13 protein-coding genes and 1 pseudogene are annotated in these 16,814 nt (G+C 56.9%); 13 read left to right on the forward strand and 1 reads right to left on the reverse strand.

Going from position 1 to position 16,814, the window contains the following annotated elements:
- Nucleotides 1-2 precede the first annotated feature (2 nt).
- Together BIS10_RS00265 and BIS10_RS00270 are read left to right on the forward strand one after the other, a co-directional pair.
- Nucleotides 3-1,358 carry a malonyl-CoA decarboxylase gene (locus tag BIS10_RS00265; protein WP_083024990.1) on the forward strand — a complete coding sequence of 452 codons (1,356 nt, stop codon included), beginning with the start codon at nucleotides 3-5 and terminating at the stop codon, nucleotides 1,356-1,358.
- Nucleotides 1,355-2,878, forward strand: a complete 1,524-nt coding sequence (locus BIS10_RS00270) for a malonyl-CoA synthase (RefSeq protein ID WP_253501139.1) — start codon at nucleotides 1,355-1,357, stop codon at nucleotides 2,876-2,878. The genes BIS10_RS00265 and BIS10_RS00270 overlap by 4 nt, the downstream gene beginning before the upstream one ends.
- Nucleotides 2,879-2,974: 96 nt before the next feature.
- On the opposite strand, the gene BIS10_RS00275 is transcribed toward BIS10_RS00270, so the two are convergent.
- Complete coding sequence (locus BIS10_RS00275; protein WP_253501142.1) at nucleotides 2,975-4,573, reverse strand: solute:sodium symporter family transporter; 1,599 nt, start codon at nucleotides 4,571-4,573, stop codon at nucleotides 2,975-2,977.
- Between the two features lie 303 nt (nucleotides 4,574-4,876).
- Here BIS10_RS00275 and BIS10_RS00280 point away from each other — a divergent pair, with 303 nt between their 5' ends.
- The 11 genes and pseudogenes from BIS10_RS00280 to BIS10_RS00330 form a co-directional block, all read left to right on the forward strand.
- Nucleotides 4,877-5,290 carry a DUF350 domain-containing protein gene (locus tag BIS10_RS00280; RefSeq protein ID WP_044630035.1) on the forward strand — a complete coding sequence of 138 codons (414 nt, stop codon included), beginning with the start codon at nucleotides 4,877-4,879 and terminating at the stop codon, nucleotides 5,288-5,290.
- Nucleotides 5,291-5,302: 12 nt separating this feature from the next.
- Nucleotides 5,303-5,905 carry a DUF1190 domain-containing protein gene (locus BIS10_RS00285; RefSeq protein ID WP_253501145.1) on the forward strand — a complete coding sequence of 201 codons (603 nt, stop codon included), beginning with the start codon at nucleotides 5,303-5,305 and terminating at the stop codon, nucleotides 5,903-5,905.
- A 20-nt stretch (nucleotides 5,906-5,925) separates the two neighbouring features.
- A complete protein-coding gene (locus tag BIS10_RS00290) occupies nucleotides 5,926-7,092 on the forward strand; it encodes a glutathionylspermidine synthase family protein (protein WP_253501148.1) in 1,167 nt (388 codons plus the stop codon).
- 185 nt (nucleotides 7,093-7,277) lie between these two features.
- Complete coding sequence (locus tag BIS10_RS00295; RefSeq protein ID WP_253501151.1) at nucleotides 7,278-9,302, forward strand: methyl-accepting chemotaxis protein; 2,025 nt, start codon at nucleotides 7,278-7,280, stop codon at nucleotides 9,300-9,302.
- Between the two features lie 10 nt (nucleotides 9,303-9,312).
- Nucleotides 9,313-10,374: a chemotaxis-specific protein-glutamate methyltransferase CheB gene (cheB, locus tag BIS10_RS00300; protein ID WP_253501154.1), complete on the forward strand. Its 1,062-nt coding sequence runs from the start codon at nucleotides 9,313-9,315 to the stop codon at nucleotides 10,372-10,374.
- A complete protein-coding gene (locus BIS10_RS00305; RefSeq protein ID WP_253501157.1) occupies nucleotides 10,371-11,807 on the forward strand; it encodes a protein-glutamate O-methyltransferase CheR in 1,437 nt (478 codons plus the stop codon). The genes cheB and BIS10_RS00305 overlap by 4 nt, the downstream gene beginning before the upstream one ends.
- Nucleotides 11,807-13,924: a hybrid sensor histidine kinase/response regulator gene (locus BIS10_RS00310; protein WP_253501160.1), complete on the forward strand. Its 2,118-nt coding sequence runs from the start codon at nucleotides 11,807-11,809 to the stop codon at nucleotides 13,922-13,924. Before BIS10_RS00305 ends, BIS10_RS00310 begins: the two co-directional genes overlap by 1 nt.
- A 25-nt stretch (nucleotides 13,925-13,949) precedes the next feature.
- Entirely contained in the window at nucleotides 13,950-14,306 is a 357-nt protein-coding gene (locus BIS10_RS00315) for a response regulator (protein WP_253501163.1), read from the forward strand.
- Between the two features lie 54 nt (nucleotides 14,307-14,360).
- Nucleotides 14,361-16,049 carry a diguanylate cyclase gene (locus tag BIS10_RS00320; protein WP_253501166.1) on the forward strand — a complete coding sequence of 563 codons (1,689 nt, stop codon included), beginning with the start codon at nucleotides 14,361-14,363 and terminating at the stop codon, nucleotides 16,047-16,049.
- On the forward strand, nucleotides 16,021-16,563 hold the full coding sequence (locus BIS10_RS00325) for a chemotaxis protein CheW (protein ID WP_253501169.1): 543 nt from the start codon (nucleotides 16,021-16,023) through the stop codon (nucleotides 16,561-16,563). The genes BIS10_RS00320 and BIS10_RS00325 overlap by 29 nt, the downstream gene beginning before the upstream one ends.
- Nucleotides 16,564-16,566: 3 nt before the next feature.
- A pseudogene (locus BIS10_RS00330) lies at nucleotides 16,567-16,814 on the forward strand (hypothetical protein); the annotation flags it as partial.

Below are 16,814 nucleotides of genomic sequence, written 5' to 3' on the forward strand. Positions count from 1 at the left end.
TCATGAACATGACCTTTCTCCAAGAGATGTTTAACAGCATCACCCAGCGGGACGCGCTGTTGCGGCGCAAACACCCGGAAACGCTGACGCCCGACCATCATCAGCTGGTCAAAGCCTGCCAAGCGCTACTAGCTAGTGACGGCGAAGCCTCCAGCATTGCGCTGGCCAGCCGCGCACTGGCGATTTACCAGCGGCTGTCGGAAGGGGAAAAACGCCAGTTTTTTAAGCGCCTAGCCGACGACTTTGCCGCGGAACCGCAGCAGATTGATAGCGCCTACCAAGCCTATCAACAGGCCCGAGACAACCACACGCTGCAGGCGCTGTTTGAAGCCTGTGAGCCGCGTCGCCAGGAGCTGTTTAGGCGCTTGAACCTCGCCACCGACGGTACTTACGACCTCGTCAAAATGCGTGAGGATCTGCTGCAGCTGCTGCGCGAGGAGCCCAACTTAGCGCCCATTGATGATGACTTTGCGCACCTGTTTGGCTCCTGGTTTAACCGCGGCTTTTTGATGCTCAAGCGGATCGACTGGAACACACCTGCTTCTATCCTAGAAAAAATCATCCGCTATGAAGCGGTGCATGAAATTCAGGACTGGAACGACCTACGGCGGCGCTTGGATGCTAGGGATCGCCGCTGCTTCGCATTTTTTCACCCCGCGATTGGCGACGAACCGCTGATTTTCGTGGAGGTCGCACTCCACAAAGGGCTACCCAGCCGTATTCAACCCATTTTGGCAGGCGTTGAGGATGGCTTGGCGGACCCAGATGATGCCGATACCGCAGCCTTCTTCGGTATCAGCAACTGCCAAACCGGGCTGCGCGGCATTTCATTTGGCAACTTCCTCATCAAGCAGGTAGTGCAGGAGCTCAGCCAGGAGCTGCCCCAGCTCAAGTACTTCGTTACCCTCTCGCCGGTGCCCGGCTTCGCCCAGTGGCTTGCCGAACAGCAGCAGGAAGCCCAGTGGCCCGATAGCATCCGTGAGGCGCTCGACGCGCTAGCAACGCCCAACTGGCAGCAGGACAAGGCCCGCGAAGAGCGCCTCAAAACCGCCATTCGCCCGCTCGCTGCCCACTATTTGGTCGATCAGAAGAACCGCCATGGCCTGCCGCTGAACCCGGTGGCCCGCTTCCACTTGGGCAACGGTGCCGAGCTGCATCGCATCAACTGGCTGGGCGATGTGTCTGCCAAAGGGATGAAGCAAGCGGCAGGGCTGATGGTGAACTACCTCTACGTGCTCGACGATATCGAGCGCAATCACGAAAACTATACCGCAAAGGCCACCGTTGCCTGTTCAAGCGAGGTGCGCGACCTAGCTCGCCGCGCCCGCAAGCTGGCCAAGGGAGAGACCACCAAATGAACCACAACTTATTTGATACCTTTGCCGCGCGTATGCGCGAGCGTGGCAACGCCCCCTTTATCACCACCCGCGAGGGCCGCCACTACAGCTACCAAGACGCGCTCAGCGCCAGCGCCCAGCTTGCCGGGGCACTGACCGCGCTAGGCGTGAACGTAGGCGACCGCGTGGCGGTGCAGGTGGATAAAAGTCCGGAAGCCATTTTGCTCTACCTCGCCTGCCTGCGTATCGGCGGCGTCTATTTACCGCTCAATACCGGCTATACCGGCGATGAGATCCGCTATTTTTTGAAAGACGCCGAGCCCGCGCTGTTCGTTTGCAGGCCTTCAGACATCGACACCGCCCGCGCCATTGCCAGCGATACCGGCTGCCCGGCGGTCGAAAGCTTAGGCACCGATGCCGATGGCAGCTTGATGGAGAAAGCGCAACAGAGTGACCCAAGAGACGACATCGTCACGCTGGGCGAGCGAGATTTGGCAGCGATTCTATACACCTCGGGCACTACAGGCCGCTCAAAAGGCGCGATGCTGACCCATCGCAACCTTGCCTCTAACGCGGAAACGCTGGTCTCATCTTGGCATTTTAGCGCTGAAGATCGGCTGATCCATGCGCTGCCTATTTTTCATACCCACGGCCTGTTCGTGGCGTGCAACGTCACGCTGATGGCCGGTGCCAGCATGTGCTTTTTGCCTAAATTCGATGCCGATGTCATTTTCGATGAGCTGCCCAAAGGCAGCGTGATGATGGGCGTACCCACGTTCTATACCCGCTTGGTTCAAGACCCGCGCCTGACCCCCGAGATCACCGCTCATATGCGGCTATTTGTGTCAGGCTCGGCACCGCTCACCGCAGAAACCCACGAAGCCTTTGAAGCCAAAACGGGCCACGCCATTCTTGAGCGCTACGGCATGACCGAAACCAATATGAACATCTCCAACCCCTACACCGGGGCACGCCGAGCAGGCACCGTGGGCATGCCGCTACCCGGCGTTGAAATGCGCATTACCAGCCGGGAAACCGGCGAAGAAGTGGCGCAGGGTGAGATTGGTATGCTGCAGATTCGCGGCCCGAACGTGTTCATTGGCTACTGGCGCATGCCGGAAAAAACCCGTGAAGAGCTGCTGGAAGATGGTTTTTTCATCACGGGCGATCTCGCCATGGTCGATGAGCAGGGCTACGTGCATATCGTGGGTCGGGATAAAGACCTGGTGATTTCCGGCGGGTATAACGTCTACCCCAAAGAGGTCGAGCAGGTGATTGATGAGCTGCCGCAGGTGGCGGAATCTGCCGTGATTGGCCTGCCCCACCCCGACTTTGGCGAAGGCGTCACTGCTGTAGTGGTAACCCAGCCAGGGGAGCAGGTGGATGAAGCCGCCATTCTGAATCATTTAGAGGGGCGGCTGGCCAAGTACAAACAGCCGAAGCGGGTCTTTTTTGTCGACTCGCTGCCGCGCAACACCATGGGCAAAGTGCAAAAGAACGAGCTGCGCAAACGCTTCGACACCACCTACCACGCCGCTTAGCCGATTCGTTAAAAACGCCCCACCCAAAACAGCCACGCCCCGCAAAACGGGGCGTGGCTGTTTTTTCTCAAATGCTGCTTTTAAACGCTGGCGTGATTAGCCACCCGCAAAGGAGGCGTACATAATCACCACCAAAACCACCAGCACGATACCGGTAGGCACCGCGCCTTTCCACGGAGTGAGATCGACATCGCCGGAGTCTTCCTGCACCCAGCCCGTTGCGCGGGGGCGCAGCTTACCGATCACCAGCATGACCGCCACCAGCAGCACGAACACCGCAGCGACGAAGTGGAACTCGTGCATCACCATGGGCAGCTTGTTGAACGGCGGCACGAAGTAGCCCGCCGCAATCAGCAAACAGCCGCCGACCAGCGCTACTTTCGCCGCCATGGGCGGCACGCGTTTTGTCAGCAGGCCCACCAGCACCACGGCGAGAATCGGGATGAAGTAGATCGCGTTCATCTTCTGCAGGTAGCCGAACAGGCTGTCCTGGCCCGCCAGCAGCGGGGCAATGATCATGGTGGTAATCGCCATGATCCAGCCAAACACCTTGCCGGATTTCACCACCTGCTCTTCCGTGGCGTCCTTTTTCAGCACGCCTTTGTAGATCCCCAGGCTGAAGATCGTCGTGGTGCTGTTCAGCGCGGAGTTAAACGAGGAGAGAATCGCCCCGACCATCACCGCCGCAAAGAAGCCGGTCAAGTAGGGCGGCAGCACGTTGAATACTAGGTGGCCATACGCCTCGTCTGCGCGGATGCCCTGGTCGGCATACAGGTGGTAGGCGATGATGCCGGGCAGCACCAGGTACAGTGGCCCCAATAGCTTCAGAAAGCCCGTCAGCAGGACGCCCTTCTGGCCTTCGGCCAGGTTCTTGGCGGCAAAGGTGCGCTGAATGATTTGCTGGTTGGTGGTCCAGTAGAAGAGGTGAAGCAGCAGCACGCCGGTAAAGATGGTTGAGAATGGTACCTGCTGTTCCGGGCCACCCATGGAGTTGAATTTGCTGGGGTCGCTCTCTTTCAAGATATTCCAGCCTTCCATCACGCCGGTGCCGCCGCTCACCGCCTGTAGGCCGAAGTAAACGATCACGAAGCCGCCAATCAGCAGGCCTACCCCGTTGAGGGTATCCGATACCGCCACCGTACGCAGGCCGCCAAACAGCGCGTAGACCGCACCAATCAGGCCCACCGCCCATACCGTCGCCCAGAGCAGCGCAGTGTTGGATTCAATGCCGGTCAGGCCCTGTAAGTCCAGCATGCCCTGAAGGCCGATGGCCCCGGAGTAGAGGATGATCGGCAGCAGCACCACCGCGTAGGCAATCAGGAAGATAACGTTGGCAATCAGCTGCGTGCCTGTATCAAAACGAATCGCCAGCAGTTGCGGCAGCGTGGCAATGCCGCTTTTCAAAAAGCGCGGCAGGAAGAACAGCGCCAACGCCACCAGGGCAATCACGGCGATCACTTCCCACGCCATGACGCTTAAACCATCGGTAAACGCGGACCCGTTCAGCCCCACCATCTGCTCGGTGGAGAGGTTGGTCATCAGCATGGACGCTGCGATCAGCGGAAAGGTCAGCGTGCGACCTGCCAGGAAATAGCCGCTGGTGCTGCGGTGGTCATCACGCCGTGTGATGCGCCATGTGACAAAGGCCACCAGGCCCGTAAAGAACAGAAACGATGCCAGGGTTAGGGCATGCATGGGGGAGGATCCTTCGATGCGGTCGCGTCTGAAGCGGTGCCCAACAGGGGCACGAAGAGCGGTATCAAGCGATACGACACGGTGAGTTTAGGTAAAAATACCAAGCATCGCGGGATTTTAAGCGGGTGACACGATTCATCTATTAGCCTTTAGTCGCAACAAAAGTCAAAAAATAGGTTTTTTTACTACTTACTAAGCGGCGCGACGAAAGGCGGTGGATGATTGCCGCTCTCCGGCTAAGCTATGTCACAATGCTGACTGTTGACTGACCACACGTCATTAACCACAAGGATGCGCACCGCCATGTTGCACTACCTACAGGGATTACCGTCTTTCTTTGCCTACCTGCTCGGCGCGCTCGCGCTGCTGGTGGCTTTTATGTACTGCTATAGCCGCCTAACCCCACACCACGAGTGGGCACTGATTCGAGCGGGCAATGCGGCGGCCGCCACCGCTTACGGCGGCTCTATTCTGGGTTTCACCCTGCCGCTCTACAGCGCCATGGCCCACTCCATTAGCTATATCGACTTCATTCTGTGGGGCGTGGTGGCCTTCGGCGTGCAGATCGCCACGTTCTTTGGCCTAAAACTATTTCTACGCCGCCAGGGCGAGAGCTTGTCTCAGCACATCACCGAAGGTCATCAGGCCTACGGCACGCTGGTGGGCAGCATCTCGATTGCCGTGGGCTTGATCAACGCGGCCTCAATGACCTGGTAACGGAGCGCTCTCATGGAAAAGCAGACCCAACCTACCCACCTGCCCCGCCGTAAGCGCAGCGCGCGCCTCTCTTTGGCGATGATGGGAGCGAGCGCCTTCGGTTTGACCGCCTGCACCCAGCCCGCAGAGGACGAGCACCTGACCGATGTACGCTTCGACGAGCCCAAAAGCTATCAAGGCGTCGAAGAGTGCGTAGCCGCCAACGTGTACACCCGCAGCGCCTGCGAAGATGCTTACGAGGCCTCTCTAGAGTCCGTGCCGCGCTTCGACACCCTAGAAGCCTGCGAAGCCGAACACGGCGAAGGCGCCTGCGCAGCCCCCACCGATGAGCAAGCCCAGGCAACGGGCGGCGGCGGTTGGTTCATGCCCGCTATGATGGGCTATATGGTCGGTAACATGCTGGCGAATACCAGCCGAGGGCGCTCGTTTGAACGGGTGTATCAAGAGCCGGTCTATCGCAACCGCCAAAACCAGGGCAACTGGAACACCGCTACTAGCCAAGCTTCCCAGCGGGTCAATCAGCGTAACGAGGCCATGCGTAGCTCAGTGGTGCAAAACCGCCAAGCCACAACGCGGCGCGGCCTGGGCACCCGCTCGGCCTCTTGGGGCTCTTAGCCACTCCCTTGGGAGCCACTATGCTGCGAATCAACGTTCCTGAACGCCCGCAATGGAAAACCCTGGCCAAAGAGCTGGGGTTTCATTTCCACACCATCGATGGCGAGCCTTACTGGAAAGAGGACGCCTACTATCAGTTTACCCTGGAGCAGGTAGAGCAAGAGATCGAAGCGCCCACCGAAGCCCTGCACGAGATGTGTATGGAGCTGGTTGATAAGGTCTGCCACTCCAATGCTTTAATGCAGCGCCTCGCGATCCCCGAGCATATGTGGGACATCATCCACCACTCCTGGCGCAGCGGGCAGCCGCCGCTGTATGGGCGCATGGACTTTGCCTATTCAGGTAACGGCCCCGCGAAGCTTTTAGAGCTCAATTACGACACGCCCACCTCGCTCTATGAAGCGGGCTTTTTCCAGTGGGTGTGGCTGGAGCAGGCCATTGAGCAAGGCATCCTGCCCCGCCATGCCGACCAGTACAACTCGATTCAAGAACGCCTGCTCAATGCCATGGCGCATCTGGGCGACCGCTTGGAAAACCGCACCCTTTACTTCTCCTGTGTAAAAGGCAGCGACGAGGAGCGCGCCACCGTCAGCTACTTGCAGGATATCGCCCTGCAGGCAGGCTTACAGGCGCCGTTTATTTACATCGAAGACATTGGCGTTGCGCAGGGAGTCGAGCACTTTGTCGATTTGGATGACCAGCCGATTACCGCGCTGTTCAAGCTCTACCCATGGGAAGAGATGGCGGTAGAAGAGTTTGGCGAGGCGGTCACGCAGCTCAACACCCACTGGTTTGAGCCGCCCTGGAAAGCCGTGCTCTCCAATAAAGGGATTCTGCCGCTGCTGTGGGAAAAGTTTGAAGGGCACCCGAATCTGCTACCGGCGTATTTTGAAAAAGATAGTCACTCGCCGCTGGAAGCAGGCTGGGTGCGCAAGCCGTTTTTCTCACGGGAAGGGAGCAATATCAGCTTGATAACGCCCAGCGGCCAGCAAGAGAGCGTCGGCGGGCCTTACACTGATAACCCGTGGATACGCCAGGCATACCACCCGCTGCCGCGCTTTGGCGACAAACACGCGTTAATTGGTAGCTGGGTAGTGGGCGATCGCGCCTGTGGCATGGGCATTCGAGAGGACGTGGGGCGTATCACTAAAGATACGTCGTGCTTTATTCCCCACGCCATTATTTAATTGCTCGATCATTCTTTTTTTCTAGTAACCGATTAAGCCGCGTTAGTATAAAAACTGGACACACACCCTAAAAGTCGCTGAAATCGTTGTTATCATTGCGTACTAGCGGCGGTTTAATACGCTGGTAACAAGGGTGGTAAGGCGTCCCTCTTTTGGTCATCGGTTCACTTGGAGCAATAGCAATAATGACAGCGCACTGGAAATCCCTGCCATTGCGGCTACGGCTGTTTATATCTTTCGGCACCGTACTAGCACTTGCCATGCTGCTGGCGCTATTCCTTCAAGCACGTTCCGATAGCCAAGCAAATCTTAGTAACTTCTATGACGAGGAGCTGCCTGCCCATGTGGAGGGGCTTGCCGCACGCATTAACCTGAGCCTTAGCCAGGACCTTAGCGTTTCTGCAAGTCTGGCCAACAGTTACTTTATTGAGCAGTGGATACGCGACGGGCTCCCTGAAGATCGCCAGGCAGATATTACGACCTACCTATCACGCTTAATGGGCCAGTTGGATAGCGAGCTGCTGTTTATTGCCGCCCAGTACCAGGGACAGGGCTACTATTTCCAACTGCGCGACGGCGAATTTTTACAGCGCTCTATTCAACCACCCGGTGGCGTAGATGACTGGTACTATCAATTTATTGACCGAAACAATACGTATGAACTTAATTTAGATAGTGATACTTTCTCGCCTTCCGAGCCTTTTGTTTTCATTAACTATCGCAGCGCCGTAAACACGAGCAGTGGCCAGCCCTTAGTCGTGGCGGGTGCGGGTATCGATCTTTCCCAAATCACCACACTGATTGAGGATTTTCGCTTAGGCGACACCGGACAAGCCTACCTGGTAAGTAGCGAAGGCGACCAGCTTGGCAACGATAGCGAAAGCATTGTGGGAACGCTGCCCGAGCCGCTATCGCAGCAACTACTGCGCGACGGCACAACCCAAATCCATGAAATAGAGCGCGACGGCCAAACCTGGTTGGTTGGCACGCTTTGGCTGCCTAAATTGCAGCGCCACTTAGCGGTTGAGGCAAATAAGACCGCGTACCTTAACCTGACCCGTAAACGCTTCATGGAGTCGAGCGGCATTGGCCTGCTTATCCTATTCGCCGGGCTGGTTGTGCTCTACCCACTGACCAGTAGTCTGACTCGGCCGTTGACACGCTTTCAGCATCAGCTCAAAGAGATCACGCACAGTCTCGACCTGTCGCGGCGCATAGAAACCGACGACCAAGCCGAACTAGGCGACCTAGCCGATCAAACCAATGAACTACTGGAACGCCTCTCCCGAGCTATCCAAGCGGTCTCCACTAACGCGGCGGCACTCACCCAGGTTGCCGACCGGCTAGCCCAAACAGCGGGACTTTCCGGTGTCCAGGGTGGCGATATTAGCCACGAAGCCAACCAAACTATGGCGGCGGCGGTTGAAGAAATGGCGTCATCGGTTGCCGAAATCACCTCCACTATGGAGGAGCTATCCACTTCGTCTACCCAGATTGCCGACCATTCGCAGTCGGTGGTGGACGTGGCTAACCAAACGCTAGAGCGCAGCCGTAAAGGCAGCACCGCCATGCAGCTGCTGCAGGCCAAAATGCAGGATATCCGTACCGATAGCGAGCAAAGCCTGACCGAAATTATGACGCTGGGCGCCAAATCCAAACAAATCAGCAAAGTAATGGAGCTGATCAATACATTGGCAGCGCAAACCAAGCTCATCGCCTTCAATGCCGCCCTGGAGGCCTCCAGCGCCGGGGAGTCGGGGCGTCGCTTCTCCGTCGTGGCGAACGAGATCCGTCGCTTGGCCGATAGCGTAACGGATTCCACCCATGAGATCGAAGGCCATACCGACGATATCCAGCAGGCTATCAACCGGCTCGTCGTGGCTTCTGAAAAGGGCGCGACCACCATCGAGCAAGGGGTTGAAGCCAGTAAGAGCACCGCACAGGACCTAGAGGCCCTGTTAAAAGCCGCCAGCCAAACCAGCAGCGCCGCCCAGCAAATCTCGCTCTCTACCCAGCAGCAGAAAACGGCCAGCAACCAAGTGGTGATTGCGCTGCGCGATATCGATACCGCCAGCACCCGCAATGCCCAGTCCGTTCGCAGCATTACCGAGATTAGCGAGGATATGATCCAGATGTCGGCAGAGCTTAACGAGCTTGTCCAGGAGTTTACGCTGGCACAGCAACAAGACGGCCCGCCACGCACCACGTGAGGATGCTTTGATGAGTGCAATTCGGGTAGTGATGGTGGATGACAGCCAGCTAGCGAGGGATGTGCTGCGTGATATCCTGACCAACGATGGCGATATTGAGATCGTCGGTGAAGCCGCCAACGGCCAGGAAGCCATTGATATGGCGCGACACCTTGCACCGCAGCTCATCACGATGGATCTGAATATGCCGGTGATGGATGGCCTAAGCGCCATCGAAGAGATCATGCATACCAAAGGTGTGCCGATCCTTGTGATTAGCGACCGTTCAGATGCGGAAACGGCCTACCAAGCGCTGGAAGTCGGTGCGCTCGAAGTGCTGCCTAAACCAACGCTGGATAGTGAAGATGCGGAGCGGCTCCGAGCTAGAGTGCGGCTGCTCTCCGGCGTGGCCGTCATCACCCGGCTACGCCGTCGTCCCCCCCCTTCGCCACCGTTAACCGAGTTTCCCGTGGCAAGCCCTTGCCCAGCCGCCACCCGCCACTACCAGCGCATTGTCGCCATTGCCTGTTCAACCGGCGGCCCACAGGCGTTGGCCAGGTTACTTAGCAAGCTCCCCCAGAACTTCCCTGCTCCCATCATGATCGCACAGCATATTAGCCCTGGTTTTATCGAAGGGATGGCAACCTGGCTTGGCACGCTCTGCGCCTTACCCGTCAGCGTCGCAAAAGAGGGTGAGCGGATAGCGCCGGGGCATATCTATTTGTCGCCTTCGGAAAGCAACCTATGCGTCACCCCCCAGCACCGTTTTCGCTTGCTGCCCAGCTCCCAGGATGCCCTCTACCGGCCCAGCTGCGACGTGCTCCTGCATAGCGCCGCCAGTGTCTACGGGCCTGATACGATCGGCGTCATTTTGACGGGCATGGGGCGTGATGGGGTAAGGGGCCTGCGCGCCATCCAGCTTGCCGGCGGCACAACCCTTGCCCAGGATGAGGCAAGCTCGGTGATTTACGGCATGAACCAAGAAGCCGTGAACGCAGGCGTCATACAAAAAGTGGTCGCGTTAAGCGACCTACCCGAACAGCTGCTGCATGAGGTTGGCTCCCCCCATCCGTCTCGGCGGGAGCCGCAATGAGTACGCTGGCCCCCTTTAAACGGCTGGTACACCAGCGCTGCGGGCTACACCTGGAAGGACTGGCCGAGGCGCGGCTGGCCAGGGCGGTCGCCCTACTCAACGACCTTACCGGTATTTACGACTCAGAAACGCTGATCGCCCGCCTCCAGCAGGACAGCGTCCTGTTTGATAATTTCATTAGCCAATTAACGGTGAATGAAACCTACTTTTTCCGTGAGCCCGAAGCTCTGGATTGGCTAACCGACACCTATTTGCCTCGCCAACTGGTCAACAAGCAGCCACCGCTACGCCTACTGAGCGCCGGTTGCTCGTCAGGAGAAGAGCCATATAGTATCGCCATGGCGCTGCTGGAGCGTTACGGCGAACGCGCCAAGCAGCTGTTCCAGATTACCGGCGGCGATGTGGATCATCAGGTGCTGAACAAAGCCCAAGCAGGTGTTTACGGCGGAATGGCTTTTCGCGCGCTGCCTACCGCTCTTAAAGCGCGTTACTTTTCCCCGGCTGGGCGCAGTTTTCAGTTAGTCGATGCAATAAGGCAATGGGTCACATTTCGTTCCTTTAACCTGCTGGGACCCGGCGAGCATGAGCTAGATGGCCCCTTTGATGTGATCCTGTTCCGTAACGTTTCGATCTATTTTGACGAAGCGACCCGGCGGGCGATTCAGCAGCACTTAAAACAGCTACTGGCGCCTGGCGGTATTGTGCTATGTGGAGTCACCGAAACCCTGGGCAACGACTTGGGTGTGTTATCGCTTGTTGAAGAGCAAGGGATTTTTTATTTTCAAGCGCAGCCATCAGCGACTGTCCAGCCTGCCCATAGGTACCGCCCTACCCCTATGAGCGTTGAACTTATTGATGAATCAGACAGCGTCCCCTCTTCGCCTTCCTTGCCTTCTACACCCAAAGAGAGCAGTGAGCTTGCGATTGAGCATAGCCCCCCGCTTCACGCCGAGCCTCCTCCTTGCAAGCCAGAGGCAACAGCCCCTCAGCCGTCCACGCACTCTTTCCATGACACGCTTCGCCATGCCCATGAGTTGCTCAACCAGAATAGCTTTAGCGACGCCGACCACCTGCTTGCCCCATTGCTAGCAGCGCAGCCCTGGTGCGTGGATGCACTGCTGCTAGCAGGCTTGGTTGCCCGCTGGCAGCAGCAGCCTCAGCAGGCGTTTGACTACTTCAAACGGGCCTTGTATGTCGCCCCAGAGTGCTGGCCTGCCCATTTTTATCAAGCTGAGCTGCTGCGCCAAGGTGAACTGCCTGATAACCCGACACAGCGCCAACGGGGCTATGCGGCGGTGGTGCGCCTATTGGAAACCTCGCCTAAAGCCACCGGCGCGCTACAAGCCATTAGCCCACCGCTACCGCCTGGGGACGCCTGTTTCCTCGCAAAACGCTACTTAGATGAGCAAACCGCCATACAGGGAGTTGGTTAATGGCGCTGGATATTCGACGTTTCATTCAGCGGTTTGTGGAAGAAGCCGCCGACCATATCCCCCGTTTGCGGGAAGGGGTAAGCACACTAGAGCAGGGAGATGCCGACAAGGAGCGCATCAACGAGCTATTTCGTGCAGCGCATACGCTAAAAGGCTCCTCGCGGATGCTGAAGCTCGCTCCTATCACAGCCATCGCCCACAGCACCGAAGAGCTACTGAGTGCTTTTCGTGATGGTAGTCAAACGCCTTCACCGGCTGCCATCAGCCTGCTTAATCAAGCTATTGATGCTTTGTCAGATCTAGTCGCTCAGCTGAATCAGGGCGCGAAGCCTGAAGAGCTTCCAGACACCAACCACGCCCTTTGCCAAGCACTGGAAGCCGCCGCGACGGGCACGCTACCTGAAAGCACTCAGCCTACTGCGCCAGCCGCCCCCACTGTAGAGACACCAGTGGCAGCTGATAGTGAGCAAACTCCTCCTGTCTCCTCTTCACTAGCCCTCACTGACACCGTGCGCGTGCGTGTAGACCGCTTGGATGACGTGATCCGATTGATGGGCGAGGTCCTTTCCGGCCACCACCATTTACATAGCTTAGTGGAGCAAGCCCAAAGGTTAGGGAAGGCACTACCGGCAGAGCACCAAAGTACCTTTCACGCTTTCAGCCGCGAGTTAAAAAATAGCGTGCTAAGCCATGACTCACTGATGAGCGACCTACACGAGCGGGCACTGCAAATGCGCATGCTGCCGCTAAGCGTGGTCTTTGACCCACTTGCTCAAATGGCCCGAGAGCTGGCACATTCATTAGGTAAAACCGTAGACTGCCGAGTGCGAGGTAGTGAAATCGAGCTAGACCGTCAAATGATCGATCGGCTCTCCGACCCTTTGATCCACCTGCTACGCAACGCCCTGGATCACGGCTTAGAGACTCCTGAACAGCGCCAAACCGCAGGCAAACCACCACGCGGCCAGCTAACGATAGAAGCCTGGCAGGACGGTGGCTGGGTCGTGGTAGAAATGCGCGATGACGGTGCAGGGATTAGCCTAGAGGCCGTGCGCCAAAAAGCCCTGGCAAAACAGCTACTCACCGAAGAGCAGCTGATAGCGCTGAGTGAACAGCAAACCCTGGAACTAATATTGCTACCCGGGTTCTCTACGAAAACCATGATTACCGATTTTTCTGGTCGTGGCGTCGGTATGGACGTGGTTAAACGCACCATTGCTGACGAACTCAGCGGCGATTTACAGCTCACCAGCGAACCTGGCAAAGGAACGCGCTTTACCCTTCGCCTGCCGCTGTCGCTCGCTATGATGCGGGTACTCCTGGTCAAGGTTGGGCAAACTACCTTAGGCGTCACAGCTCCTCACGTTGCAGAGCTTGTTGAGCGCTCACCTAGTAGCTTTATTGACGCTGCTGGGCAACCTACCCTCATTCTGCGCAATGAGTTTGTGCCAGTCGTCTCACTCGCGGCGTTATTATCGCTCCCGACTCCAGAACGCCTGTCAGAAAACGTATTGTTGCTGGTCGTGCATCAGCGTCAGCAGAAGCTGGCGCTGATTGTCGATGCGCTAGTCGATGAGCGCGACATGGTCATTAAGCCGCTCCCCGAACACCTACGCTACCTGCCGCTGGTATCCGGCATGGTGTCTCAAGGGCGCAATGAGCTGGTCAGTCTATTGCACGTTCCTGCCCTTTTAGAGCAAGCCCGGCATGTTGTGCAGCGTGATAGCAAGCCGACGACGGCGGCTCCTCAAAGGCACCGCGTCCTTATTGTGGATGACTCGCTCAACACCCGCGAGATTGAAAAAGATGTACTCGAAGCGTGGGGCTATCAGGTGACGCTGGCAGAAAACGGCCGCGACGGTTTAAACAAAGCTCTCGCCGAATCCTTTGATGCTGTGCTCACCGATGTTGAAATGCCCGTAATGGATGGTTTTGCTCTGACCAGTAGTCTGCGCGAAAATGACCACTACCGTCATAAGCCAATTATTATTATCACGTCACGTGAAAAAGAGGCTGACCGCCAACGCGGTATGGAGGTAGGTGCCGACGCCTACATCGTGAAAGGCAGCTTTGATCAAAATAACTTAGTGGAGACGCTAAAAGCCCTACTGGGCTAAGCCTTCTTCAAGACAGGGGATTAACATGCGTATATTGGTCGTAGACGACGACCCCCTCGCTGGGGAAATGACCGGGGCGCTACTGGAGTTTCAGGGCCACGATGTCCTGCTCGCCAACGACGCTATGGAGGCCATCAGCCAGTTGGACACGCATGACGATATCGCGCTGATCGTCAGTGACATGCACATGCCGTTAATTAATGGCATTGAGCTACTTGAGATGCTGAGAGAACAAGGGGTCACACTGCCCTTTATTTTGCTAACGGGCGACATGCCGAATGAACAGTTGCACCAAACGTCTGGCCTAAGCGCCTGCCTGCAAAAAGATGCCGCGCTTGAAACCACTCTTGAGCACGCGGTTGCTCAAGCGCTTGGTAGTTAAATCCATGCAGTTATTTGGCCCGCTCACTGTTCGCCCACTTGCACAGGTAGTCTGATGTCACCTCCAGCTCCTTCGCTGCACGATAAACTCAACCAACTGCGCCAACGGTTTATTGAACAGTTACCGGTTCGTCTGCAGCAAATCACTGCCCAATGGCAGCAAAGTCGCACATCCCCAGAGGCTGAAGCACGGCTTGCCCCCGAGCTGCACCGTTTCTTTCATAGCCTGAAAGGTACTGGCCGCTCCTTAGGGTTTGAACGTATTGCCATGCTGGCGGATCAGGGTGAAACCGCTCTCAATAACCCCTCCGTCTCGGCAGAGGTAGTGGAACTTATCTTCACACAGCTGGCCCAGGAGCAGCAGCGCTTAGAATCGCTGCCGGGTCAACAGAAAGCGCTAGCTGCGCTGAACAGCGTGGAATTTTCGCCCGCACCAGCACAAACCCGCAGTAAGCGTCAGCGTTTAATCTATCTATGCGACGATGAGCCCGACCAAGTTAGCCAGTTACTGCATCATTTACGCTGTTTCGGGCACGAGGTGGTGCACTTCGAAGATACCGATACGTTCTTTAATGCCGTTATTACTCGCCGTCCCGATGCCATTATCATGGATGTGCAGTTCCCTTTAGGGCATACCGCGGGCACCGAAACGCTCACCAGCTTAAATAAGCTAACGGGCGAGCGCTTACCCTCTATTGTCCTCTCATCACACAATGACTTTCACTCCCGGCTAAGCGCTGTGCGGGCAGGATGTAACGGCTATTTCACGAAACCGGTTAAACCACTAGACCTCATGTTAGCAGTGGATGAACTCACCACGCCGTTAGATGACGAACCGCTGCGCGTGATGGTAGTAGACGATGAACCGGAAGTAGCTGCCTACCATGCATTACTCTTAGAAGCAGCAGGTATGGTAGTACAGCAGGTCAATCACCCTGCAGAAGCCTTGAACGCCCTTGAGCGCTTCAGCCCCGACCTACTACTGGTCGATGTGTATATGCCTGTTTGCTCAGGTGAGGAGCTAGCCAGCATTATCCGCCAGCAGCCTGAATACGTTGGCCTGCCAATTATTTATCTTTCCAGTGAGACCGATAGCCAAAAGCAGCTCTCAGCCATGACGGCGGGCGTCGAAGCGTTTATCACCAAACCGGTGGTGCCTGAAGAGCTGGTATCGGCGGTCAAGCTGCGCGCGGAGCGGCTGCGCCTGCTGCGCTCACTAATGACCCGCGATAGCATGACTGGGCTTTACAACCATAGCTCTACCACTGATCTCATCAGTAAAGCGCTAGCACAAGGCTACCGAGATAACACCCAGCACGCGATGGCTATGATCGATATTGACCACTTCAAGTCGGTCAATGACACTCACGGCCACCTGGCAGGTGACCAAGTGATCATCACTCTGGCCAGGCTACTCAAAACCCGCCTGCGTATGACCGATATTATCGGCCGCTATGGCGGCGAAGAGTTTGTGATACTGCTCAAGGGTGTTAGTGATGAGCGCGCCAGCGAATTGATTGATACCCTGCGTATTGATTTCGAGCAGGTAGAGTTCCATGCAGGCGGCGCGCGTTTTAGCTGTACTTTCAGCGCGGGGGTTAGCAGCTTTCCCACACAGCCGTCTACGGAGTCGCTGCGCCTAAGCGCCGACCAAGCGCTCTATCGCGCCAAGCACCAGGGGCGCAATCAGGTGGTCACCAGCAAGGAGCAGGACGATGACGGATTCCCCACAGCCCACCCATGAGTCACAGGGTGTGACCTTTGAGCAAGCGTTCAGCGAACGCAGTGACGACACAACGATTGTCGATGTAGACGAGCCAAGTCAGCAGGTGGTGTTGTTTCAACTATCCGGCCAGCCGTTTGCTCTGCCCGGTCATGCGGTGAGTGAAATTCTTAAGGGTGATACACCCGTTTATTTTGTGCCAGGCTTGCCCGCCTCTACGGAAGGGGTGATTCACTTACGTGGCAATATAGAGTCGTTGATTACGCTACAGCCCTTGCTTGGGCTACCCGATACTAACGCGGAGGGTATGCTCTTGATCGTCCATACGGGAGAGATACGCAGCGCAGTACGTATCGACCAGCTCGACGATGTTTGCGAACTGCCTGTCAGCGCCTTCAAAACGCCTCCCGAAACACTGCCTAGCACGTTACGCCCCTACGTCAGCGCTTTGTGGCAACCTAGTGACGAGCAGCGTGCCACGGCCCTCCTGGACCCTGATGCCCTGTTTCGCGCCTATCAAAAAGGGCTTGGTTAGGCCGTGAGCTATGTCGCCTGCGTATGCTTTCAAGCTAGCGGCCACCGTGTGGCCTTAGAAGCGCGCTATATTCAACGCATCGATAGTACGCCCACTCATCATCGACACATCGCTGCCGATGCGCTACTGCTTAATCAGCCTAGCCACCCAACGCGCTGGCTAACCCTACGCGATGCCGAGGGGCCATGGCAGCTAGGCATTACCGGCGACAGTGAGATGATGCGCCTGCCCACCGCCGCGATTTACCCACT

The sequence above is a fragment of the Halomonas sp. 707B3 genome (assembly GCF_024158645.1).
Lineage (GTDB): Bacteria > Pseudomonadota > Gammaproteobacteria > Pseudomonadales > Halomonadaceae > Vreelandella > Vreelandella lionensis.

Coding starts and splice junctions, on each gene's coding strand:
- BIS10_RS00315 (WP_253501163.1), top strand. CDS start 13,950: ATGCGTATATTGGTCGTAGACGACGACCCCCTCGCTGGGGAAATGACC.
- BIS10_RS00270 (WP_253501139.1), top strand. CDS start 1,355: ATGAACCACAACTTATTTGATACCTTTGCCGCGCGTATGCGCGAGCGT.
- BIS10_RS00325 (WP_253501169.1), top strand. CDS start 16,021: ATGACGGATTCCCCACAGCCCACCCATGAGTCACAGGGTGTGACCTTT.
- BIS10_RS00265 (WP_083024990.1), top strand. CDS start 3: ATGAACATGACCTTTCTCCAAGAGATGTTTAACAGCATCACCCAGCGG.
- BIS10_RS00295 (WP_253501151.1), top strand. CDS start 7,278: ATGACAGCGCACTGGAAATCCCTGCCATTGCGGCTACGGCTGTTTATA.
- BIS10_RS00320 (WP_253501166.1), top strand. CDS start 14,361: ATGTCACCTCCAGCTCCTTCGCTGCACGATAAACTCAACCAACTGCGC.
- BIS10_RS00310 (WP_253501160.1), top strand. CDS start 11,807: ATGGCGCTGGATATTCGACGTTTCATTCAGCGGTTTGTGGAAGAAGCC.
- cheB (WP_253501154.1), top strand. CDS start 9,313: ATGAGTGCAATTCGGGTAGTGATGGTGGATGACAGCCAGCTAGCGAGG.
- BIS10_RS00305 (WP_253501157.1), top strand. CDS start 10,371: ATGAGTACGCTGGCCCCCTTTAAACGGCTGGTACACCAGCGCTGCGGG.
- BIS10_RS00280 (WP_044630035.1), top strand. CDS start 4,877: ATGTTGCACTACCTACAGGGATTACCGTCTTTCTTTGCCTACCTGCTC.
- BIS10_RS00275 (WP_253501142.1), bottom strand. CDS start 4,573: ATGCATGCCCTAACCCTGGCATCGTTTCTGTTCTTTACGGGCCTGGTG.
- BIS10_RS00285 (WP_253501145.1), top strand. CDS start 5,303: ATGGAAAAGCAGACCCAACCTACCCACCTGCCCCGCCGTAAGCGCAGC.
- BIS10_RS00290 (WP_253501148.1), top strand. CDS start 5,926: ATGCTGCGAATCAACGTTCCTGAACGCCCGCAATGGAAAACCCTGGCC.